Source organism: Pseudonocardia ailaonensis, assembly GCF_039531635.1.
Lineage (GTDB): Bacteria > Actinomycetota > Actinomycetes > Mycobacteriales > Pseudonocardiaceae > Pseudonocardia > Pseudonocardia ailaonensis.
Genome location: NZ_BAAAQK010000013.1, coordinates 32879 through 54552, shown reverse-complemented (window position 1 = coordinate 54552; position 21674 = coordinate 32879). Strand labels below are relative to the sequence as shown.

Below are 21674 nucleotides of genomic sequence, written 5' to 3'. Positions count from 1 at the left end.
CGAGACCCCGGGGCGGCGCGACCCGCCGCCCCGGGGAGGGAGCAGCCATGTCCATCGTCGTCAACGGCATCCTCATCGGGGCCCTCTGGGCGGTCCTCGGCCTCGGCAAGCAGCTGATCCTCGGCGTGCTGAGGTTCGTGAACTTCGCCCACGCGAGCTTCGCGCTGATCGGGATGTACGTCCTCTACGTCCTGTGGAACGCCACGGGCATCAACCCGTTCATCCTGGTCGTGCCCGTCGCCGTGATCCTCGGGCTGCTCGGGCTGGCGATCGAGCGGCCGCTGATCCGGCCGCTGGTGGCCCGCGGCCAGCGCGCCCAGATGATCGCCACGCTCGCCCTGCTCACCCTGATCCAGGCCCTGCTCAACCTCGGCTTCGGCGCCGCCGGCCGCACCACCCCCAGCGACCTGACGACGAGTGGCACGACCCTGCTGCCCGGCGTCTTCGTCACGTGGTCGTCGCTGCTGGTGTTCGGGTTCGCGCTGGTGGCGTTCGGGGTGGTCTGGCTGCTCCTGAACAGGACGACGTTCGGCCTGCAGGTGCTCGCGACCTCGCAGCGCCGCGACTCCGCCGTCTACTGCGGGATCAACGTCCGCCGCGTCTACGGCCTGGCCTTCGCGCTGACGATCGCGCTGGCCGGCCTGGTCGGGGCCCTCTACGCGATCGGGACGCCGGTGACCCCGACGTCGGCGACGCCGCTTCTGGTGCTGATGTTCGTCGTCCCGATCCTGGGCGGCCTGGGGAGCATCCCGGGCGTGCTCATCGGGGGCGTGATCGTCGGCATCCTGCAGGGCCTGACCACGAGCTTCCTGCCGCCCCAGCTCGAGAACGCGATCATCTACCTGATCTTCGTGCTCGTGCTGATGGTCCGCCCGCAGGGCGTGCTGGGCAACGCCGCCCTGCTCACCGAGAGGTCCACGTGATGACGGTGACCCAACACCGGCCCGTGACCCGCGAGAAGGCGGCGACCCGGAAGCTGCCGGGCGTCGGACGGTCCCGGCGCGAGCTGCTCGCCGTCGTCGCCCTGGTCGTGGTCGTCGTGGTGGTGGCCCTGATCTCGCCGGACATGTCGACCACGGCCGCGTTCACGATGACCTTCGTCCTGCTCGGGCAGAGCTGGAACCTGATCTCGGGGCTCGCCGGCCCGCTCGCGCTGGGCCAGGCGGCGTTCTTCGGCATCACGGACTTCACGATCCTGGTGCTGCGCACGCACGGGGTGAACCAGTACCTCGGCATCGTCGTCGGGATCGTGGCCTCGGTGCTCCTGGCGCTGATCGTGGGGCTGGCGACGCTGCGGCTGCCCGGCTTCTTCTTCGCCATCGCCTCGCTGATGGTGCCGCTGATCATCCAGGCGGTGATCCTCTACTTCGGGTTCTTCCAGGTGGAGCGGCCCTTCTCGCCGGAGGACACCCCGGGCGACTTCAACTTCAACGATCCCTTCGTCTACCTGTGCATCGCGGCGGTGTTCGTGCTCGTGGCGGCCGTGGTGACGATGGTCGTCAAGGGCCGGAGGATGGGCCGCTACTTCCAGGCGATCCGGGAGAACCCGCGGGCCGCGGAGGCCTCGGGCGTGCCGACCTTCCGCTACAAGGTCTATGCGTTCCTCATCGCCGCGGTCTTCGCCTCGCTCGCGGGCACCTTCTACAGCCAGCTGACCTTCGTCTTCGACCCGCTCGACGCCTTCGACCCGACGGTCTCGGTGCAGGCCCTGGTCGTGACGCTGGTCGGGGGCGCGGGCACGGTGCTCGGCCCGGTGCTCGGCGGCGTGATCATCATCCCGCTGACCCAGCTGGCCCGGACCTATCTCTTCCAGCTGCCCGGCCTCGACCAGATCGCCTACGCGGTGCTGCTCCTGGCGGTGGCCCTGTGGTTCCCGCGCGGGGCGTACCCGACCGTCGCGCGGGCCCTGCGGAACCGGAAGGAGCGGCGCTGTGGCTGACACTCCCGTGGTCGAGGCGGAGAACGTCCGCGTGCAGTTCGGCGGCGTCGTGGCGGTGCGCGACGTGAGCCTGGCGGTTCGCGCCGGCGAGCGGATCGGCCTGATCGGCCCCAACGGCGCGGGCAAGACGAGCCTGGTCAACAGCCTGTCCGGCGAGATCCGGCCGACGTCGGGCCGGGTCCTGCTCGGAGGTGTCGACGTCAGTAGGGCCGCCCCGCACAGGCACTTCCGCCACGGCCTCTCCCGCACCTTCCAGGTCGCCCATCCCTTCCCGGCGCTGACGGTGATCGACAGCGTGATGCTCGGCCCGCTCTCGGCCGGCTCGTCCGTCGCCGAGGCCGCCGAGCGGGGGTACGACGCGCTGGCCGCCCTCGGCCTCGACGACGTCTCCGACAAGGAGATGTCCGACCTGAACCCCGTGACGGCGAAACTCGTCGAACTGGCGAGAATCATCGCCGCGGAGCCGAAGGTCGTGCTGCTCGACGAGCTGCTGGCGGGGCTCCTGCCTGCGGAGAGGCGGCAGGTGCTGGACAAGCTGATCGAGATCAGCGAGTCGCGCTCCTGGGCCACGGTGATGATCGAGCACCTGATCGGCGACGTGCGCCGCTTCTGCACCCGCCTGGCCGTGCTGGTCGACGGGACCCTGATCGCGGACGGGCCGACGGCCGAGGTGCTCGCGGATCCGGCGGTCATCGCGGCCTACCTGGGTGAGACGTCGACCAAGGAGGGCTCGTGAGCGAGCGTGCGAGCGAACCATCAGGGCTGGGCGAGCGTGCGAGCGAACCATCAGCGCTGAGAGAACGTGCGGGCGAACCATCAGGGCTGGGCGAGCGTGCGAGCGAGCCGTCCGGTGGGCGTGCGCTGTTGGAGATCCGGGATCTGGTGGCCGGGTACGGCGTCGCCCAGGTCCTCCACGGTGTGTCCCTGGAGGTGGGCCGCGGCGAGACCGTCGCCGTCCTCGGCCCCAACGGCGCCGGCAAGTCCACCCTGCTGCGGGCGATCTTCCAGACCTGCCGCGTGCAGGGCGGCTCGATCACCATGGACGGGCAGGACGTGCGCGCGGTCGCCGACTACCAGGTCGCGACGCTCGGCATCGCCCATGTCCCCGAGGGCCGCGGCCTCTTCCCGGAGCTGACGGTCACGCAGAACCTGGTGCTCGGCGGGCTGAAGTTCGGCAGCCGCGCGGTGATCGGCGAGCGCATCGAGCGGGTCGTCGAGACCTTCCCGCGGCTGAAGGACCGCCGCCAGCAGGTCGTCGGGACGATGAGTGGCGGCGAGCAGCAGATGGTCGCGATCGGGCGGGCGCTGATGTCCGAGCCCCGCGTCCTGCTGCTCGACGAGCCGTCCCTCGGCCTGGCCCCGCAGGTCGTCGAGACGATCTTCGCGGAGCTCCGGTCGCTCGCGGCGTCCGACGCGGGCCTGTCCGTGCTGATCGTCGAGCAGCGCGTGCAGGAGGCCCTCGACATGTGCAGCCGCGGCTACGTGATGCAGGGCGGGGAGATCGTCTTCTCGGGGACGACCGAGACCCTGCGTGGCGACGCGGCCATGACCTCGGCGTTCTTCGGCGACACCGTCCCGGCAGAAGGAGAGCGATGACGACGTCGGTCAGGGGATGGGCCCGGCCCACCCGCCCGCGCGGAACCGGTGGGGCCCCGTCGGACCTGCGCCACGCAGTGCAGGCCTGCCGCGCCGGGCGGGCCGCGCTCGAGGGGGTCCGATGAGGACCGCACTCGTCGTCGGGGGCACCGGCCCCACCGGCCCGATCGTCGTCGAGGGGCTCCTGGAGCGTGGCTACGACGTCACGATCCTGCACGGCGGGCAGCACGAGAACCCGGACGTGCCCGAGGTGCCCCACATCCACGCCGATCCGCACTTCGCCGAGACCCTGGCGCCGGCGGCGGTCGAGGGCCGCACGTTCGATCTGGTGGCGGCCCAGTACGGGCGGCTGCGCGTGCTCGTCGACGTGTTCCGCGGCCGGACGGCGCAGCTGATCGCGATCGGTGCGTCGACCGGTATGGCCGCCGGCCCCGCGGACCCCCGCTGGAACCGCCTCGGCCGCCCCGCGCTGCTCACCGAGGACCGCGTGATCCCCGCCGCCGACGAGGTGTCCAGCACCAAGTTCGCGCTCCGGATGGCCCAGGCGCAGGACCACCTCTTCGCCGCGCACGCCGACGGCGCCTTCAGCGCCACCTACCTCGGCTATCCCGTGCTCTACGGCCCCCACCAGCCCGGACCCCAGGACTGGTCGATCGTCCGCCGGGCGCTCGACGGCCGTCGCCGCCTGGTGATCGCCGACGGCGGCCTCAAGCTGGAGACGCGCGGCTACACCCGCAACGTCGCCCGCTCGGTGCTGCTCGCCGCCGACTCCCCCGACGTCGCCGCCGGGAAGAGCTACATCGTCTGCGACCCGCACACCTACACGATGACGCAGCGGATCGCGCTGGTCGCGGCGGTGTGCGGGGTGGAGTTCGAGCTCGTCGACCTGCCCTGGGAGCACGCCCGCCCGGCCCATCCGCTGTGGCGCTACGAGCAGGGGCACCGGCTCTCGGACTCCGGCCTGATCCGCCGCGAGCTCGGCTACACCGACGAGCTGCCGGTCGACGAGGCGCTGGCCGCGTCCGTCGAGTGGATGCTCGCGCACCCCTTCGAGCGCGGGGGGCCGGAGGAGAACCAGCTCGGCGACCCCTTCGACTACGAGGGCGAGGACCGGGTCATGGCTGCCGCCTCCCGTCCGCCGGAGCCCTACGAGCTGCCGGGCTACGCCCACCAGTACCGACACCCCAAGAAGCCCGGCGAGGCATGGCGACGCGTCGAGGGCGCCATGTCACCGACCGGTCCGGTCGCGCAAGGGAGCGCCCAGTGAAGCTCAGAGACACCGAGGTCTGCGTCGTCGGCGTCGGGACCAGTGAGGAGTTCGGCTTCGACCTCGGGAAGAGCCCGCACCGGCTGCAGGCCGAGGCCTTCCTCGCCGCGCTGGCGGACTCCGGCCTGGAGAAGGCCGACGTCGACGGGTTCGCCACCGCCCACGGCTCCCCGACGGGCGTGGACTACGAGGAGTTCACCTCCACGATGGGGCTGGACTGCCGCTACATCGACCAGGCCTGGGCTCACGGCCGCTGGGCCACCGGCGTCACGGTTCACGCGGCGTTCGCGATCATGGCCGGGATGGCGGACGTGGTGGCCATCGCGAACACCGGCGTCACGGCCCGGGGGTACGGCCGGCACCTGCGGAACCTCGGGGGGCACAGCACCGTCGAGGGCCTGCGCGACGTCGGCGGCGGGCACGGCGAGTGGGCCGTCCACGGCGTCGACACCCCCGGCTCGGCGACCTCGCTGGTCGCGCAGCGGTACATGGACCGCTACGGCGCCAGCTCGGCGGACCTCGCCCGCGTCGGCATGGGGTTCCGGCGCAACGCCGCGCAGAACCCCATGGCGATCCTGCGCGACAAACCGCTCACCCCCGAGTCCTACGAGCAGGAGCCGGTGCTGTCCGGACCCTTCCGGCGGTGCGACTACGCCCTGCACAACGAGGGTTCCACCTGCCTGATCCTGGCGTCGGCCGACCGCGCCCGCGATCTCGCGAAGAAGCCGGTGACGATCGCGGGCGCGCAGAGCATCCGCGCCAACCGCGACAACTACGTCATGTTCTCCCGCCCCGGCCTCGGCGTCGGCTTCGGCGGCGACTACCCCTTCACCCCCGAGCCCGCGCCCGTCTACGACATGGCCGGCGTGACCCGCGACGACGTCGACGCCCTCTACGTCTACGACTCCTTCGGCAGCAACCTCTGGATGATCCTCGAGCGGTTCGGGTTCTGCGGCGAGGGCGAGGCGCCGGAGTGGGTCGAGAAGAACGGCCTCGAGGTCGGCGCCCCGCTCCCCGTCAACACCAACGGGGGGCTGATGGCCGAGGGCCACTTCGCCGGCTACGCCCACCTCGTCGAGATGACCCGGCAGCTGCGGGGCGAGTGCGGGCCGCGGCAGGTCACGGGCGCCGAGGTCGCGCAGTGGGCCACGCCGTGGGGCGACTCCCTGATCCTCACCGCCTCCTGAAAGGAGCCGTCGATGCCCACCCTCACCCCCGCCGGCCAGTACCGCGGCCCCGCCCCGGTCGTCCATCCCGAGTCCGAGCCCTTCTGGCGCGGACTCGGCGAGGGGCGTCTGGAGCTGCAGAAATGCAACTCCTGCGGCACCGTCCGCTGGCCGATCGCCCCCGTCTGCTGGAACTGCACGTCGCTCGACGCCACCTGGACGCCGGTCGCCACCTCCGGCACGGTGTCCGCCGCGGTGACCGTGCGGCGGGCGACCGGCAACCAGGTCTGGGCGGACGTCGTGCCCTTCGTCTCGGCGATGGTCGACATGGCGGACGGGCTGCGGCTCCCGGGCCGGATCCTGCCCGCCGCCTCGCCGTCCGTCGCCGCACCGGGGTCCGCCGGCGCCGCCTCCGGATCCGGCCCCGTCTCCGGATCCGGTACGGCCTCCGAACCCGGCCCCGGCTCCCGGTCCGGCACGGCCGCCGGTACCGCCGCGGATCCGGCGGCCGCTTTCCCCGCCGGCACCCCCGTCGAGGCGGCGTACCTCGACGCGGGCGACGGGATCGGCGTCCTGTGCTTCGTCCCCGCGGAGTCCGCGTGAGCACCCCGAAGTTCGCCGATCTCCCCGAGATCGCCGGGGAGCGGCACGCGTGGGACGTCTGGGGTCGGGACGACGAGCTCGGCTCGCTCAACCGCGTCGGCCCGGCCGAGATCCTCGCCGCCACGCAGACGGTGCGCGACGGGACGGTCGTCCCCCTCACCCTCCCTCTCGACGAGCCGGATCCGGGCCTGTTCGAGCGCCGCACCGCCTTCGAGCACGTCGTCGAGACGACCCGCAACGGCCGCGACGACAAGGTCGACAACCTCTGGCTCCAGTTCTCCAGCCAGTGGGACGGCCTGCGGCACGTCCGCTTCCGCGAGCACGGCTACTGGGGCGGCCGCCAGGAGGAGGACCTCGATGCCGGCGACGCGCTCGGCATCGACCGCTGGTCCGTCCGCGGGCCGATGGGCCGCGGCGTGCTGGTCGACGTCGCGAGGTTTCACGTGGAACAAGGACGTCCGTGGGCGCCGGACGAGGCCTTCGACATCACCCCCGCGGTGATCGAGGAGGTGGCCGCCGCCCAGGGGGTGACGTTCCGGCCCGGGGACTTCCTGATCCTGCGGACCGGCTGGGTCGAGTGGTACCGGGCGCAGAGCCCGTCGGCCCGGGCCGCGATGCGGGGGAGCGTCGGCAACGGACTGGCCTGTCCCGGGCTGGACTCGGCGCGGGAGACCGCGGAGTTCCTGTGGGACAACGGTTTCGCCTCGGTCGCCGCGGACAACATCGCCTGCGAGCGCCTCCCCGTCGACCGGGGGAAGGGTTTCCTGCACCGGCGGGTGATCCCGCTGCTGGGCATGGCGATCGGGGAGTTCTGGGAGCTCTCCGGGCTGTCCGAGGCGTGCGCCGCCGCAGGCCGCCACGAGTTCCTGCTGGTCTCCGCCGCGCTGCGCATCCCGCGCGGGGTCGGCAGCCCGGCCAACGCCTACGCGGTGCTGTGACGCCGCGCGTCCCGGCCCCCGCGCCCCGGGGTCGTGCCACAGCCGACGACCCTGCCCGCACCCCACGAGGAGCGATGTCGTGAAAGCAGTGAGCTTCGCCGAGACCGGCGGCCCGGAGGTCCTCGTCTACGGCGACCTCCCCGATCCCACCCCCACCGACACCCAGGTCGTCGTGGCGGTCAGGGCGTGCGGCATCTGCGGGCACGACTCCGCCGACCGCGCCGGCCTCGCCCACATCCCCCTCCCGGCCGTCCTGGGCCACGAGATCGCGGGCGACGTCGTCGCCGTCGGCAGCGCGGTGCGCGGCTTCGCCGTCGGGGACCGGGTGGCGTGCAAGCAGTTCCACACCTGCGGGCGGTGCCTCCCGTGCCGCTCCGGCGACGAGCTGTCCTGCGCGCAGAAGGAGTTCACCTACGGCGGCGGCGCGGAGTACGTCGCCCTCGAGCAGGACACCCTGCTGTCCGTTCCGGACGGCGTGGACTACGCCGACGCCGCCCTCACCGCGTGCGCGGTCGGCACCTGCCTGCAGGCCCTCGACCGGATCGGGACGCTGCGGCCCGGCGAGACGGCGGTGATCACCGGCGCCGGCGGTGGCCTCGGCCTGCACGCCATGCAGGTGGCGAAAGCCATGGGCGCGCGCGTGATCGGGCTGACGTCGTCGCCGCAGAAGGCGGAGCTGCTCGGCCGCCACGGGGCGGACGAGGTGGTGGTGAGCGGGCCGGAGCTGGCCACCCAGCTGCTCGACCTGACCGGCGGCCGCGGACCGGAGGTCGTGCTGGACAACGTCGGCCATCCCGACGTCTTCGGCCCGTGCTTCCGCGCGCTGGCCCGCCGCGGCCGCTACGTCCTCACCGGACAGCTGTACCGGCAGAAGATCAGCCTCTTCCCGGCGTTCGTGTTCTTCAAGGAGGCGGTGATCACCGGGTCCGGCTCCACCCTGATGTCGACGTTCATGCGCTCCATGGAGCTCGTCGAGTCGGGGAAGGTCCGGCCGGTGACCCAGACCTATGCGCTGTCCGACGCCGTCGAGGCGCACGAGGCGGTCGACGCCAGCAGGGTCGTGGGCCGGGCGATCCTGGTCCCGTAGAGGGGGAAGCATGTCGCAGACCATCGGGGAGGTCGTCGACGCGCACGTCGCGACCCGAGGGGACGAGCTCGCGCTCGTGGGTCCGGGCTTCGCCGGAACCCGCCGGCTCACCTGGCGGGAGCTCCGGGACGAGGGCGCCGCGCTCGCCCGGGCGCTGGTCCGCGCGGGCGTCGGGCGGGGTGACCGGGTCGCCGCACTGCTGGGCAACCGGCCGGAGTGGGTGGTCACGGCCCTGGCCGCGGGGCGGATCGGGGCCACGCTCGTGCCGCTCAACACCTGGTACAAGCCGGCCGAGCTGGCCTGGACGCTGTCCCGGACAGGGGCGGTGGTGCTCCTGTCCGAGGCGGGATTCCTCAAGCGGGACTTCGCCTCCGACATCGCCTCGCTCGATCCGGGGATCGCCGCCGGCACCCCGGGCGAGCTGCGCCTCGAGGCCTTTCCGCAGCTGCGGACGGTCGTCCACCCGGAGGCGCGGTCGGGCGCCTTCGGGTGGGACGAGTTCGTGGCGCGCGGCTCCGGGGTGGTGCTGGACGGCCCGGCGCGGCCGGAGGACCCGCTGTTCCTGCTCTACACCTCGGGCAGCACGGCGGAGCCCAAGGGCGTGGTGCTGAACCAGGGGCCGTTGCTGCAGAACGGGACGGGGATCGGCGACCGCCGGGGCATCGACTCCTCGGACCGGATCTGGTTGGGCTCGCCGCTGTTCTACGGGCTCGGCGCGGCGAACTGCCTGCCCGCCTGGCTCACCCACGGCGCGTGCCTGGTGCTGCAGGGCGTGTTCACCGCGGAGACGGCGCTCGACGTGATCGAACGCGAGCGCTGCACCGTCTTCTACGGCATGAGCAACATGGTCCTCGCGATCCACGAGTCGCCGGTGTACTCGCGGGAGCGGGTGTCGTCCCTGGTCAAGGGGGCGGCGGGGATCTCGGTGGCCGAGCGGAAGATCCTGATCGAGGACATGGGCGTCAGCGGCGCGACGGCCTCCTACGGCGCCACGGAGCTCTACGGCAACTGCTTCGGCGGCAACCCCGACGATCCCCTCGACCTCAAGTACGAGACGACCGGCTACCCGCTGCCGGGCTTCGAGTTCCGGATCGTCGACCCGGCGTCGCTCGAGGACCTCGACCCCGGTGAGGTCGGGCTGCTCCTGGTGCGCGGCTTCGTGATCGACGCCTACGACGGCGACCCGCCCGACACCCGCTCGGCCTTCGTCGGCGACGGCTGGTACTCCACCGGTGACCTCGGCGCCTTCGGTGCGGACGGCTACTTCCGCTACCACTCCCGCATGAAGGAGATGATCAAGGTCGGCGGGATCAACGTCTCGCCGGTCGAGGTCGAGCAGATCCTGTTGCGGCACCCCGGGATCCGGGAGGCCAGCGTCGTCGGGGTGCCGGACGCGGTCCGGGGCGAGGCCATGGTGGCGGTCCTGGCGGTGGCCGGGGGCCTGGAGGCCGACGAGGTCCGCGGCTACATGCGCGACACCGCCGCCGCCTTCAAGACGCCCAGCCGCTTCCTGATCCGCGGCTCGGACTGGGTGCCGCGCACGGCGTCGGGCAAGGTGGCCAAGGCGATCCTGCGGGAGAAGGTGCTCACGGCCCTCGCGGAGGACGACCCGGCCGGCGGCGCGACCGGGGCCCCGGGCGAGGTCCAGGGTGACCGCGCGTCCTAGGCCGGCGGGCGTTCCCCGGCCGGCCGGGCATCCCGAGCCGGAGGATCTGCCGGGGCCGGCCGGGCTTCCCGAGCTCGGCGATCTGCCGGGACCAGCCGGGTCCACCGAGTCGGAGGATCTGCCGGGCTCGGCCGGGCTTCTCGAGCCGGACGGCGTGCCGGGACCAGCCGGGCTCCCCGGGTCCGGCGTCCTGGGGCCGGCCGGCCGGACGAGCGGGCGCACCACGGCTGCCGCGAGGGGCGGGGAGCCGGCGCTCCCGCGGGCCCGCCGGGGGCGGACCGCGCTGGGCGCCGAGATCGCGGCGCACGTCCGCGAGCTGATCATGTCCGGCGCGGTCGAGGGCGGCGCCTGGCTCCGCCCCGAGCGGCTCGCGGAGGAGCTCGGGACCAGCGTCACCCCCGTCCGCGAGGCCCTGCTCGCCCTGCGCGGCGAGGGTTTCGTGCGGCTCGTGCCCCGGCACGGGTTCCTCGTGGCACCCCTCAGTGGGGACGACGTCGTCGACCTCTACCAGGTCCAGGCCTGGCTGGCGGGCGAGCTCGCCGCCCGCGCCGCGCAGCGCGTCGACACCGCGGCGCTGGCCGGGCTGGAACGTCAGCAGGAGACGCTCGAGGCCGCCTCCCGCACCGGTGACCCACGCCGGGTGGAACGGGAGAACCACGAGTTCCACCGAGGCATCAACCTCGCCGCCCACGCGCCCAAGCTGGCCTGGTTCCTCGCCATGGCCACCCGCTACGCGCCCCGGCGCTTCTATCCGACGATCACGGGCTGGGAGGTGGCGTCCGTCGAGGACCACCGCCCGATCCTCGACGCCCTGCACCGCCGCGACGAGGACGCCGCCCGCACCGCGATGCGCACCCACATCGAACACGCCGGCCGACTCCTGGTGGAGCACCTGCGCAGCTCGGGGTGAGCGCAGCCGCGATATCGAACACGCCGGCCGACTCCTGGTGGAGCATCTGCGCAGCTCGGGGTGAGCGCAGCCGGGATATCGAACACACCGGCCGGCTCCTCGTCGAGCACCTGCGTAGCTCGGGGTGAGCGCAGCCGCGATATCGAACACGCGGGCCGGTTCCTGGTGGAGCGTCTGCGCAGCTCGGGGTCGGCGTCGCCGCGGTGGTGGGTCACCGTCGGCCACGAGCAGGACCTCAGCGCGCCCGACCGCGGCGCAGCTGCAGGTCGTGGCCGAGCAGGCCCAGCAGGTAGACCACCGCGGCCGAACCCAGCAGCCAGGGCGAGTCGCCGTCCGGCGGGCTGGCGAGGGCCGCCGCGGTCACGGCGATCACGTAGCAGCTGTTGAAGAGGGCGTCGTAGAGCGCGAAGACCCGGCCCCGGGTGTCGTCCGCGGTCTCCTCCTGGATCGCCGCGTCCGCGCACAGCTTCACCACCTGCCCCGCCGTGCTCAGCACGAACGCCCCCACCAGCACCATCGGCAGCGTGACCACGCACGCGACCGCAGTCTGCATCGCCGCGGCCGTGACCAGCCCGACGCGGATCGTCGTCGCCCGGCCGAGGCGATGGGTCAGCCACGGTGTGAGCAACGCGGCGGCGCCCAGCCCGGCCCCGGCCGCCACGACGACCTGACCGACGCCCGCCAGCCCCGCGCGCAGCGGCCCCATGTCGTGGAAGGCATAGCGGAACAGCAGCAACGACAGCAGCGTGCTCATGCCGAACGCGAGCCGGTGGGCCCCGACCGCGCAGAACGCCCCGGACACCGTCGGCCGGGCGAGGACGGCCCGCGCCCCGTCGACCCAGCCGCGCAGCACCGCCACGGACCGGCTCACCGCCGCCCCGCCGGAGGGGACGCGATCCGGTCCGAGGGCGGCCCGCGCGAAACCCGCCGCCGCGAACGCCGCCAGCAGCGACCCCACGATCGCCACCGCCGTCGTGATCCCGGAGCCGCGGTCGCCCTCGCCGATCAGCCCCCGGATCCCGATCGCCATGGCCCCGCCGATCGCCGCGGACGCGGCCCCGGCCGTCGACGCCACGGTGTTCGCCTCGACCAGGTTGCGCGGCTCCACGACGTGCGGCAGCGCGGCCGACAGCCCCGACCCCACGAAGCGGCTCACCCCCACCACCGCCAGCGCCCCCAGGTAGAGCGGCACACCGTCGACACCCGAGGCCACCGCCGCGGCCACCACGAGGATCAGCACCGCGCGCAGCAGGTTGGCCAGGAGCAGCACCCGCCGGCGGTCCCAGCGGTCGAGCAGCGCCCCGGCGAAGGGCCCGATGAGCGAGTACGGCAGCAGCATCACCGCGAGACCGGCGGCCACGGCGAGCGGATCCGCCTGGCGCTCCGGGTTGAACAGGACCGCGCCGCCGAGCGCGGCCTGGAAGAAGCCGTCGCCCCACTGGGCGGGCATCCGCGAGAGCACCAGCCGGCGGAAACCGCGGGCCCGCGCGAGGCCTCGCAGCCCCAGCTTCTCCCGGGTGAGTTCCGTCTCCACGCCGGCCTTCTCGCTGGTGACGTCCGGTGGACCGCTCGCGGTCGCAGGGGCGGGCTCGGGAACCGGCACGGGTGGAGGGTACGTCCCCCGGTCGGGGTGCGAATATGGGTGCGTGAGGGACGAGCGCCCCGGCCGGCAGGCCGCCACCCCGGTGGGACCGGGCACCCTGCTGGTGGCCTCGCCGGGCCTCACGGATCCCAACTTCTCGCGGACCGTCGTCTACATGGTCGAGCACCGCGAGCACGGCAGCCTCGGGGTCGTCCTGAACCGGCCCTCGGAGGCCGGGGTGGGCGAGGTGCTGCCGAAGTGGGCGCCGCTCGCGTCGGACCCGTACGGCCTGTTCGTCGGTGGCCCGGTCGACGGCACCACCGCCCTCTGTCTCGCCTGCCTGAAGCCGGGTCAGCGCCCGGACGGGCTGCCCGGGGTCGTGGGCGTCAACGGGCCGGTGGTGCTGGTCGACCTGGACAGCGATCCCACCGCCGTCGCCCCCCGGCTCCGCGGCCTGCGCGTCTTCGCGGGCTACTCGGGCTGGGACGCCGGCCAGCTGGCCGGGGAGATCTCCCGCGGGGACTGGTTCGTGGTCCCGGGGCTGCCGGACGACGTCACCACCGCGCGCCACAGCGACCTGTGGGGTCGGGTCCTGCGCCGCCAGGGTCCGCCGCTGGCGCTGCTCGCCACCTTCCCGGTGGAGATCGGTCTCAACTGAGCCCGATCGGTTCGTGACCTGCGGGAGCTTCCGTCGCAGTGCCGGGGCGAGGACGCTGGGACACCCCTGTCGAGGAGCCCGCCGATGAGCCGCCGCGCCCTGCCCGTGATCGCGCTCGGCTGCGTGCTGTCGGGCCTGCTGGCGGGCGGCTGCGCCCAGACGATCGCCGGCACCGCGCAGGCGACCCCGCTCCCCACGATCGACGGCACCCGCCTCGAACAGGAGGTCCGCGAGACTCTCGTGAAGGACCCCACCACCGCCGCGTTCGCCGCCACGGCCGACGTCCAGTGCCCCCAGCAGGTGATCGCCTACCCCCGCCTCGCCCTCTTCTGCCAGGTCATCGCAGGCAACATCATCAAGAACGTCCCGGTCACGGTCCTGGACAGGGACGGCGACTACCAGATCGGCAAGCCGTTCTGACGTACGTCTTACACAAACGTATGAGCCAGACGGACGATCATCACCCACGAGTCGGCCCGCGGGCGCAGTCCGGCGGTGAGCGGAGCCGGTGGGCCGAATGTGGACGCTCCGGACGAGGCGGGTGGGACGTGGGCCCCGGTCGGCGCGCGGCGTCCCGCCGTCCGTCCTACCGTCACCCCGTGCGCCCCCACCCCGAGAAACCCGGACCCGGGCAGGAGTCGGTCTGGGACTACCCCCGCCCGCCCCGTGCCGAACGGTCCACCCGACGTGCGGTGGTCCGGCATGCCGGCACCGTGGTCGTCGACACCTCCGACCTGGTCCGGGTCCTGGAGACCAGCCATCCGCCGACCTGGTACCTCCCCCGGACGGCGTTCACCGAGGGCGTCCTGCGGCCGGTGACCCGGACGACCGTCTGCGAATGGAAGGGCGTGGCCCGCTACGTCGACGTGGTGGTGCCCGGGGCGGCGCCGCTCGAGGCGGTCGGCTGGTGGTACCCCGAGCCCGATCGCCGGTATCCCGAGCTCACGGACCGGGTGGCCCTCTACGCCGCCCCGTTCGACGAGATCAGCCTGGACGGCGAGCAGGTCGCTCCGCAGCCGGGAGGCTTCTACGGCGGCTGGGTGACCGCCGACGTGGTCGGGCCGTTCAAGGGCGGGCCCGGCAGCTGGGGCTGGTGATCGTCAGGAGTGCGGGATCCCGGCCGTCCGTGGCCGGGGATGCGCAGTTGCGGTGATCAGGCGTTCTGGGCCGACGACGGCCGGCAGCCCTCGATGAGGTCGCAGCCCGCGCACGTGCCCGCGCAGGCCGCGGGCTGATCCGCGGCCCGGGAGGCGGTCTCGAGCTGCGCCGCCCGGTCGCCCAGCGCCCCGCCGACACCGGCGAGGGCCAGCCCGCCGACGACACCGACACCCGTCACGATCCAGGACAGCCCGGTGGGCGCCCCGACGAGTAGCACCACGCCCGCGACCAGGCAGATCGCGCCGGCGGCACCGACCGGCGGCGCCGCGACCCGGTTCGCGGACACCCACGCGGCGGCCGACTCGAGGGTGTTCGCCGTGCGCACGCCCGCCCAGCGGTTGCGCCGCAGCCGCGACCGCGCCCCGAGCACGGCGACGCTCACCAGTGCGGCGCCGACCAGGACGAACAGCACGCCGAGGACGAGGCGGAGGGTCATGGGCACGGGACCAGCGTAGACACCGGGCCGCGCCCGCCGCTCGCCCTCCCGGGATCAGGACGAGCGTCACGCCCTGCGGCCGCGCACGCTCGCCCGGGCGGATCGTCGACCTGGTGACCCGTGCGACCCTGACTCAGGGGGTACGGGCCTCGCGACGTGCCGGGGTGCTCGCTTCGGACCTGACTCCGGGGCTACCGGCACCGCGATGCTGCCGGCGTGTTCCGCGCGAACGCCTCCGGGGCGGCCGGCCTGCGGCGTGGTGACGATCGCGGCCGCCGCCCCGGACCGCGTGAGTCCGCTGATCCGCGTCCCGGCGGCCGGACCCGCGCCCCGCCGCACGGAACCCCGTCGCAGGGGTCCGGCCAGCGGCGTTACCCTGGACAACGCGTTCCACGGCCCGCCGGACGACCGGCCTCACCGGCGCCGCGCCGAGCCCTCCCGGGCTCCCGGCGACCGCATCGAGCAGTAGGCCATCGTCGAGGTGAACGGGATCATGAGCACGGAGAGCACGACCGCCCTGAACGCTGCGCCTTCAGACGCCCCCGCGTCCCCGCCGTACCGCTACGACGCGCGGCTGGCCGGGGAGATCGAGCGCCGGTGGCAGGACCGCTGGGAGGCCGAGGGCACCTTCACCACGCCCGACCCCGGCGAGCCCGGCGCGGAGAAGCCCAAGGCGTACCTGATGGACATGTTCCCGTACCCGTCGGGTTCGGGGCTGCACGTCGGGCACCCGCTGGGCTTCATCGGCACGGACGTGCTGGGCCGCTACCTGCGGATGAACGGCCGCAACGTGCTGCACCCGATGGGCTTCGACGCCTTCGGCCTGCCCGCCGAGCAGTACGCGGTGCAGACCGGCACGCACCCGCGTACCACCACCGAGGCGAACATCGCCCGGTACAAGGAGCAGCTGCGGCAGCTGGGCCTCGCCCACGACCCGCACCGCTCGATCGCGACCACGGACGTCACGTTCTACCGGTGGACGCAGTGGATCTTCCGGGAGATCTTCGAGGCCTGGTACGACACCGAGGCCGGCCGGGCCCGCCCGATCGCCGAGCTGCGCGCCCAGTTCGAGTCCGGCTCCCGGACGACCCCTGACGGACGTCCGTACGCCGACCTGTCCGAGGCCGAGCAGCGCGTGCTGATCGACTCCTTCCGCCTGGCGTACATCTCCGAGGCGCCCGTCAACTGGTGCCCCGGGCTGGGCACCGTGCTGGCGAACGAGGAGGTCACCGCGGACGGCCGCTCCGAGCGCGGCAACTATCCGGTGTTCCGCCGCAACCTGCGCCAGTGGATGATGCGGATCACCTCCTACGCGGACCGCCTGGTCGCGGACCTGGACCGGCTGGACTGGCCGGAGTCCGTGAAGGCCATGCAGCGCAACTGGATCGGCCGGTCCGAGGGTGCGCGGGTCCGCTTCGCCGCCCCCGGTGGGGCACAGATCGAGGTCTTCACCACCCGCCCGGACACGCTGTTCGGGGCGACCTACATGGTCCTGGCGCCGGAGCACCCGCTCGTCGATCGGCTGACGCCCGCGGCCTGGCCCGCCGGGACGGACGAGCGCTGGACGGGTGGCGCCGCCACCCCGGCCGAGGCCGTCGCGGAGTACCGCGCCGCGGCCGCGCGCAAGAGCGAGCTGGACCGGCAGGAGAACAAGGAGAAGACCGGCGTCTTCACCGGCGCGTTCGCCGTGAACCCGGTGAACGGCAAGGAGATCCCGGTCTTCGTCGCCGACTACGTCCTGATGGGCTACGGCACCGGCGCGATCATGGCCGTGCCCGCGCAGGATCAGCGGGACTGGGACTTCGCGAGCGCGTTCGGGCTGCCGATCGTCCGCACCGTCGACCCGGGCGACGTGACCGGCGAGGCCTTCACCGGCGACGGGCCGGCGATCAACTCGGCCAACTCCGAGATCAGCCTGGACGGGCTGGGGGTCGCCGAGGCCAAGCGCGCGATCACGGAGTGGTTGGCGGGCAAGGGATTCGGCGAGGGCGTCGTCCAGTACAAGCTGCGGGACTGGCTGTTCTCGCGGCAGCGGTACTGGGGCGAGCCCTTCCCGATCGTCTGGGACGAGAACGGGCCCATCTCGGTGCCCGAGTCGATGCTGCCCATCGAGCTGCCGGACGTCGACGACTACTCCCCCAAGACCTACGACTCGGACGCGGCGGACACCGAGCCGGAGCCGCCGCTGTCCCGGGCGAGCGAGTGGGTCGAGGTGGAGCTGGACCTCGGGGACGGTGTCAAGAAGTACCGCCGCGAGACCAACACGATGCCGCAGTGGGCCGGCTCCTGCTGGTACTACCTGCGGTACCTGGACCCGGAGAACACCGAGCGGTTCGTCTCGGCCGAGGCCGAGAAGTACTGGATCGGCAAGGAGCCGGAGCGCGCCGCGGACGACCCGGGCGGCGTGGACCTGTACGTCGGCGGCGTCGAGCACGCGGTGCTGCACCTGCTGTACTCGCGCTTCTGGCACAAGGTGCTGTTCGACCTGGGCTGGGTGAGCAGCGAGGAGCCGTTCCGCAGGCTGTTCAACCAGGGCTACATCCAGGCCTTCGCCTACACCGACGCGCGCGGCCTGTATGTGCCCGCCGAGGAGGTCGTCGAGGGCGAGGACGGTGGTTTCACGTGGAACGGGCAGCCCGTCGGCCGTGAGTACGGGAAGATGGGCAAGTCGCTCAAGAACGTCGTGACGCCGGACGAGATGTGCGACCGGTACGGCGCCGACACCTTCCGCCTGTACGAGATGTACACCGGCCCGATGGACGCCTCGCGGCCGTGGTCGACGCGCGACGTCGTCGGTCCGCAGCGCTTCCTGCAGCGAACCTGGCGCAACCTGGTCGACGAGAACACCGGCCGGTCCCGCGTCACGGAGGAGACCCCGGACGTCGACACCCTGCGGGCGCTGCACAAGGCGATCGCCGGGGTGCGCGAGGACTACCCGGCACTGCACTACAACACCGCGGCCGCGAAGCTGATGGAGCTGACGAACCACCTGACCAAGCAGTACCCCGGTGGGGCGCCGCGGTCGGTGGCGGAGCCGCTGGTGCTGATGCTGGCGCCGCTGGCCCCGCACATCAGCGAGGAGCTGTGGTCGATCCTGGGCCACGAGGCCACGCTGGCCTACGAGCCCTTCCCCATCCCGGACGCGCAGTACCTGGTCCAGGACACCGTCGAGTACCCGATCCAGGTCAACGGCAAGGTGCGCTCCCGCGTCACCGTGCCGGCGGATGCGGACCAGGCCGCGGTCGAGGCGGCGGCGTTGGCCGACGAGAAGATCGTCGCCGCGCTGGAGGGCGCCGCGCCGCGCAAGCTGATCGTGGTACCGGGCCGTCTGATCAACATCGTCAGGTAGCGCGCACACGCATCCGGGGCCTCGCACACCAGTTCCCGCTGGTGTGCGAGGCCCCGATGCTGTGTGCGGGCTACCTGCGCTCGGCGGGCTACCTGTGCTCAGCGGGCTGTCGTCGCGGAGGGCGGACCGGGCGCGGGCGTTCGCGTGGCGGACCGCGGGTCATGATCGGCGATCGAGTGCGCTGAGGCTGTTCCTCGCTGCGTGTCCGCACGCAAATGGCGATCATGATGGCGATGGCGGCGGCCACGCTGCTCGTCGCGCGACCTCGCCGGAGCTGGGGCCGTGGTCAGCGGTTCGGGTGCAGTGATCGGTGTCGTGGTGTCGTGACGGTCGTCGGGGCAGCCTTGGGCGCACCGAAAGGGTGATCATGAGCCTGACGACCGCAGCGGTGCGGGGCCTCGGTGCCGGGAGCTGTCAGGGCGGCTGTCGGGGGCTGTCCGTTGTCCGGGGGGCTGTCGGGGCGGCCCCGACCGGATCGACGGCGGTCAGGTCTCGCTGGCGCGTCGGCGGCGGAGGGGGCGGACCGTCTGCCGGGTCGCCTCGCCCACCGTCGGGGCGCTGCGGGCCGGGTCGTCGAGCCATTCGGTGACCCGCTCGATGACCGCGGCGGCGTCCGCCAGGGCAGCTCCCGCCTCCGCGGCCGGGGTGTCGGCGTGGGTGCGGGCGGCCAGGGCGGAGCGGTTGACCAGGGAACGGAGCGCCCGGCCCGTGTCCGGATCCATCGCCCGTTCCCGGACGACCCGGCGGACGTAGGCGGACACGACGTCGGACGGCTGGTCGCGCACCTCGTCGAGCACGGCGAGCGCGGCCTGCGCCGCGAGCACCGCGGCCCGCGCCGCACACTCCACGGCCTGCGCCGCGAACCCGCCGCGGGCCAGGAGCTCGCCGGCCGCGAGCTCGCGCCGCGCCCGGAGGAGACCGGGCCGCGGGACGGCGTGAGCGGGCACCTGCTCGCTCATCGCTCGGTCCCGCGGAGCGGGGTCGGCACCGGGCGGGTCCGCCCGGTCCCGCCGGGCGGGGCGGCTCCCAGGACGCTGCGTGCGGGAACCCGTTGGGCCCCGCGGAGCGAGATGGGTGCAAGGGAAGGTCTGCCCGATCTCACCGAGCACCAGAAGGCGCTACGCGGCGCATGCTCGCTCATCGTCCGGCCCCCGGCGCCGGACAGGGCCGCGGGGGCGCAGTTCCGTTGTGTGAGGTCGGCACCGGGAGGGGCTGTCCGGTCCCGCTGAGCGGGGTGAGCACCAGGACGCTGTGTGCGGCATCGTGGCCGCTCGTCGGACGGTCCCGTTGTGCGAGGTCGCCGCCGGGACGACGAGCGGCGCGAAGGGTCGTCGCGGAGCCTCGGTCCCCGTGCAGTGCGGGTGTCGCGGGCCTCATCTCAGCCGCACCGCTTCGACCCGGGATCTCGCCAACCAGGGCTCGTCCGGGCGGGAGACCTGGGCCTGGGAGACCGGGTGGGCGCAGATCGTGATGCCTGTCCGCTCGGTGTGGTGCCAGAGCAGGGTGTCGATCTCGTGTAGCTCCGCCCAGGGGGAGGTGATCTCGTCGAGCACGAGGAGGAGGTCCAGTGAGGACTCCACCGAGCCCTCGCCGCTGGCCCAGGGCCCGATCAGCAGCACCTGGTGCAGTCGCGCTCCGTAGTGCGCGGCGAGGTCGGCGGCGACGGCGGCGGGGACGTCGTCGTTGTCCGGGTCGGGATCCGGGTGGGCCGCGGCGGCGCGCTCGGCGGCCGCGGGGTCGACCAGGCCTGCCTCGGCGAGCCACTCCAGGGCCCGACGGCGGGCCCGCGCGTCCCGGAACCGGAACCACTGGTCCCTGACCTCGGGGAACTCGAAGAGCGTGTTCTTGAACCGGCGGAAGGCGCCGCGCCCGTTGATGGCCCGGTCGAGCAGCTCGGCCGCCCGCCGGTGCTGGACGCCGGCGGTGAAGTCCGCCATGTCGGTGTAGCCCGCGTGGGAGCCGGTGCCCTCCACGCGCATCCAGCCCTCGGCACCGAGGTCGACGGTGCCGTGGTCCGCCACGGTGGGCGAGACCCGCCCGCTGCGGGGGTCGATCCACCACTCGACGTCCGGGGTCCGGTCGTCGAGCGCGGCGGCGAGCTCCGCCAGATCGACCTGCGCCGGATCGAGCATGCCGGCAGGGTACCGGGACCGGGGCCCCGAGCGGGCCCGCCGCCCGCACCGACGTCCTGTTGATCATCCATCGGGGAGATCATCAGGACGTCACTGCCCTTTGATCAAGGAAAATTCGCGGTGTGGTCCTGATGATCATTCGGAGGCCGCAGTGGGGTCCTGGTGATCATGTCGGGCTGGAGCCGGTCGGGCTGATCACATCGCTACGGCACTGAGGTCCTGCTGATCACACGAGCGCAGCACTGGGGTCCTGATGATCACACGAGCGCAGCACTGAGGTCCTGGTGATCACTGCGAGACAGCGCTGAGGTCCTGGTGATCACCGGGCATGCCGGTGCGACCCGTCGTCCGGCCGGGACGACGGGTCGCTCGGTGGCATCGGGACGGGAGGTCAGACCCGGCGGGCCGAGTTGAACGGCATGTTCGCCAGTGGGCTGATCTTGACCGGCTGACCGCTCGTGCTCGCGTGCACGACCTGGCCGTTGCCGATGTAGATCGCGACGTGGCTGACCGGCTTGTAGAAGAAGACCAGGTCGCCGGGCTGCAGGTTCGCCTTCGCGACCGGCGTGCCGACCGCCGACTGGGCGCGGCTGGTCCGCGGGATCGTGACGCCGACCTGCTTGAAGGCCCACGAGGTGAGGCCGGAGCAGTCGAAGGCCGAGGGGCCCGAGGCGCCGTAGCGGTACGGCTTGCCGATCTGGGCGAGCGCGGTGTTCATGGCGGCCAGCCGGAGGGCGGCCGGGTTGAGCGCGGTCGTGGCGGCGACGTCCTGGACGGGCGTCTCGACGACCGGGGCGGCGGGAGCGGCCGCGGGAACAGCGGGTGCGACAGCGGGCGCGACGACCGAGGTGACGGCCGCGGCGGACGCGGTGTCCTGCGCGGCCCCGGTGGCGGCCGGCGCGAGGGCGAAGAACGCCGATGCCGCGGCGGTGGCGGCGACGACGGTGGTGCGCAGGAGCGCGGGTTTGTGCGAAGGCACTGGGTGAATCCTCGACGGTTGCACCGCCGGTCGACGGCCGTCGCCGCTCGGGGGAGAGCGGCGTCGACACGACGGGCACGTGGGGACTCGTCGGCCTCGGATAGGGAGCCCGGCCGGCGAACGCACCCGTCCGTCCGGACGGTGACCCTGGCCCCGGCTTCCTGGGTGGTCGCCGGTGGCTCAAGGCCGTCATCGAAATTACGAACGT

Annotated in this window: 20 protein-coding genes; 15 read left to right on the top strand and 5 right to left on the bottom strand. The window is 73.2% G+C overall.

The annotated features are described in order from the left end of the window. The first annotated feature begins 47 nt into the window (after positions 1-47). The 11 genes from ABD324_RS20870 to ABD324_RS20820 all read left to right on the top strand — a co-directional run bounded on the left by ABD324_RS20870 (position 48) and on the right by ABD324_RS20820 (position 11172). Positions 48-923, top strand: a complete 876-nt coding sequence (locus tag ABD324_RS20870; protein ID WP_344419575.1) for a branched-chain amino acid ABC transporter permease — start codon at positions 48-50, stop codon at positions 921-923. Beyond that, positions 923-1939 carry a branched-chain amino acid ABC transporter permease gene (locus ABD324_RS20865; protein WP_344419572.1) on the top strand — a complete coding sequence of 339 codons (1017 nt, stop codon included), beginning with the start codon at positions 923-925 and terminating at the stop codon, positions 1937-1939. The genes ABD324_RS20870 and ABD324_RS20865 overlap by 1 nt, the downstream gene beginning before the upstream one ends. Next, entirely contained in the window at positions 1932-2675 is a 744-nt protein-coding gene (locus tag ABD324_RS20860) for an ABC transporter ATP-binding protein (protein ID WP_344419569.1), read from the top strand. The genes ABD324_RS20865 and ABD324_RS20860 overlap by 8 nt, the downstream gene beginning before the upstream one ends. Next, positions 2672-3535, top strand: coding sequence for an ABC transporter ATP-binding protein (locus ABD324_RS20855; protein WP_344419566.1), 864 nt, complete (start codon positions 2672-2674; stop codon positions 3533-3535). The genes ABD324_RS20860 and ABD324_RS20855 overlap by 4 nt, the downstream gene beginning before the upstream one ends. Before the next feature lie 121 nt (positions 3536-3656). Continuing rightward, a complete protein-coding gene (locus tag ABD324_RS20850) occupies positions 3657-4802 on the top strand; it encodes an NAD-dependent epimerase/dehydratase family protein (protein WP_344419563.1) in 1146 nt (381 codons plus the stop codon). After that, positions 4799-5989 carry a thiolase family protein gene (locus tag ABD324_RS20845; protein WP_344419560.1) on the top strand — a complete coding sequence of 397 codons (1191 nt, stop codon included), beginning with the start codon at positions 4799-4801 and terminating at the stop codon, positions 5987-5989. The genes ABD324_RS20850 and ABD324_RS20845 overlap by 4 nt, the downstream gene beginning before the upstream one ends. Before the next feature lie 12 nt (positions 5990-6001). Further along, a complete protein-coding gene (locus ABD324_RS20840; RefSeq protein ID WP_344419558.1) occupies positions 6002-6571 on the top strand; it encodes a Zn-ribbon domain-containing OB-fold protein in 570 nt (189 codons plus the stop codon). Further along, complete coding sequence (locus ABD324_RS20835; RefSeq protein ID WP_344419555.1) at positions 6568-7509, top strand: cyclase family protein; 942 nt, start codon at positions 6568-6570, stop codon at positions 7507-7509. The genes ABD324_RS20840 and ABD324_RS20835 overlap by 4 nt, the downstream gene beginning before the upstream one ends. 79 nt (positions 7510-7588) lie before the next feature. Next, a complete protein-coding gene (locus ABD324_RS20830; protein ID WP_344419553.1) occupies positions 7589-8596 on the top strand; it encodes an alcohol dehydrogenase catalytic domain-containing protein in 1008 nt (335 codons plus the stop codon). A 10-nt stretch (positions 8597-8606) separates the two neighbouring features. After that, positions 8607-10262 (top strand): class I adenylate-forming enzyme family protein, encoded by a 1656-nt coding sequence (locus ABD324_RS20825; RefSeq protein ID WP_344419550.1) that lies wholly within the window; start codon positions 8607-8609, stop codon positions 10260-10262. A 154-nt stretch (positions 10263-10416) separates the two neighbouring features. Then, complete coding sequence (locus tag ABD324_RS20820) at positions 10417-11172, top strand: GntR family transcriptional regulator (protein ID WP_344419547.1); 756 nt, start codon at positions 10417-10419, stop codon at positions 11170-11172. Between the two features lie 235 nt (positions 11173-11407). On the opposite strand, the gene ABD324_RS20815 is transcribed toward ABD324_RS20820, so the two are convergent. Then, entirely contained in the window at positions 11408-12775 is a 1368-nt protein-coding gene (locus ABD324_RS20815) for an MFS transporter (protein WP_344419544.1), read from the bottom strand. Between the two features lie 43 nt (positions 12776-12818). On the opposite strand from ABD324_RS20815, the gene ABD324_RS20810 reads away from it, so the two are divergent. The 3 genes from ABD324_RS20810 to ABD324_RS20800 all read left to right on the top strand — a co-directional run bounded on the left by ABD324_RS20810 (position 12819) and on the right by ABD324_RS20800 (position 14509). After that, on the top strand, positions 12819-13412 hold the full coding sequence (locus ABD324_RS20810) for a YqgE/AlgH family protein (protein WP_344419541.1): 594 nt from the start codon (positions 12819-12821) through the stop codon (positions 13410-13412). A gap of 84 nt (positions 13413-13496) precedes the next feature. Next, complete coding sequence (locus ABD324_RS20805) at positions 13497-13832, top strand: hypothetical protein (RefSeq protein WP_344419538.1); 336 nt, start codon at positions 13497-13499, stop codon at positions 13830-13832. Positions 13833-14011: 179 nt separating this feature from the next. Beyond that, positions 14012-14509 (top strand): DUF427 domain-containing protein, encoded by a 498-nt coding sequence (locus ABD324_RS20800; protein ID WP_344419535.1) that lies wholly within the window; start codon positions 14012-14014, stop codon positions 14507-14509. A 56-nt stretch (positions 14510-14565) separates the two neighbouring features. Here ABD324_RS20800 and ABD324_RS20795 read toward each other — a convergent pair whose 3' ends face one another. After that, positions 14566-15006: an SdpI family protein gene (locus ABD324_RS20795; protein ID WP_344419611.1), complete on the bottom strand. Its 441-nt coding sequence runs from the start codon at positions 15004-15006 to the stop codon at positions 14566-14568. A 493-nt stretch (positions 15007-15499) separates the two neighbouring features. On the opposite strand from ABD324_RS20795, the gene leuS reads away from it, so the two are divergent. Beyond that, complete coding sequence (gene leuS, locus ABD324_RS20790) at positions 15500-18355, top strand: leucine--tRNA ligase (RefSeq protein WP_344419532.1); 2856 nt, start codon at positions 15500-15502, stop codon at positions 18353-18355. A 485-nt stretch (positions 18356-18840) separates the two neighbouring features. On the opposite strand, the gene ABD324_RS20785 is transcribed toward leuS, so the two are convergent. The 3 genes from ABD324_RS20785 to ABD324_RS20775 all read right to left on the bottom strand — a co-directional run bounded on the left by ABD324_RS20785 (position 18841) and on the right by ABD324_RS20775 (position 21466). Next, entirely contained in the window at positions 18841-19314 is a 474-nt protein-coding gene (locus tag ABD324_RS20785; protein WP_344419529.1) for a hypothetical protein, read from the bottom strand. A 414-nt stretch (positions 19315-19728) separates the two neighbouring features. Then, complete coding sequence (locus ABD324_RS20780; protein ID WP_344419526.1) at positions 19729-20487, bottom strand: UPF0158 family protein; 759 nt, start codon at positions 20485-20487, stop codon at positions 19729-19731. 391 nt (positions 20488-20878) lie between these two features. Next, the gene (locus ABD324_RS20775; protein ID WP_344419523.1) at positions 20879-21466 is read right to left on the bottom strand and encodes a C40 family peptidase; all 588 of its coding nucleotides are present in this window, start codon (positions 21464-21466) and stop codon (positions 20879-20881) included. Positions 21467-21674 lie beyond the last annotated feature (208 nt).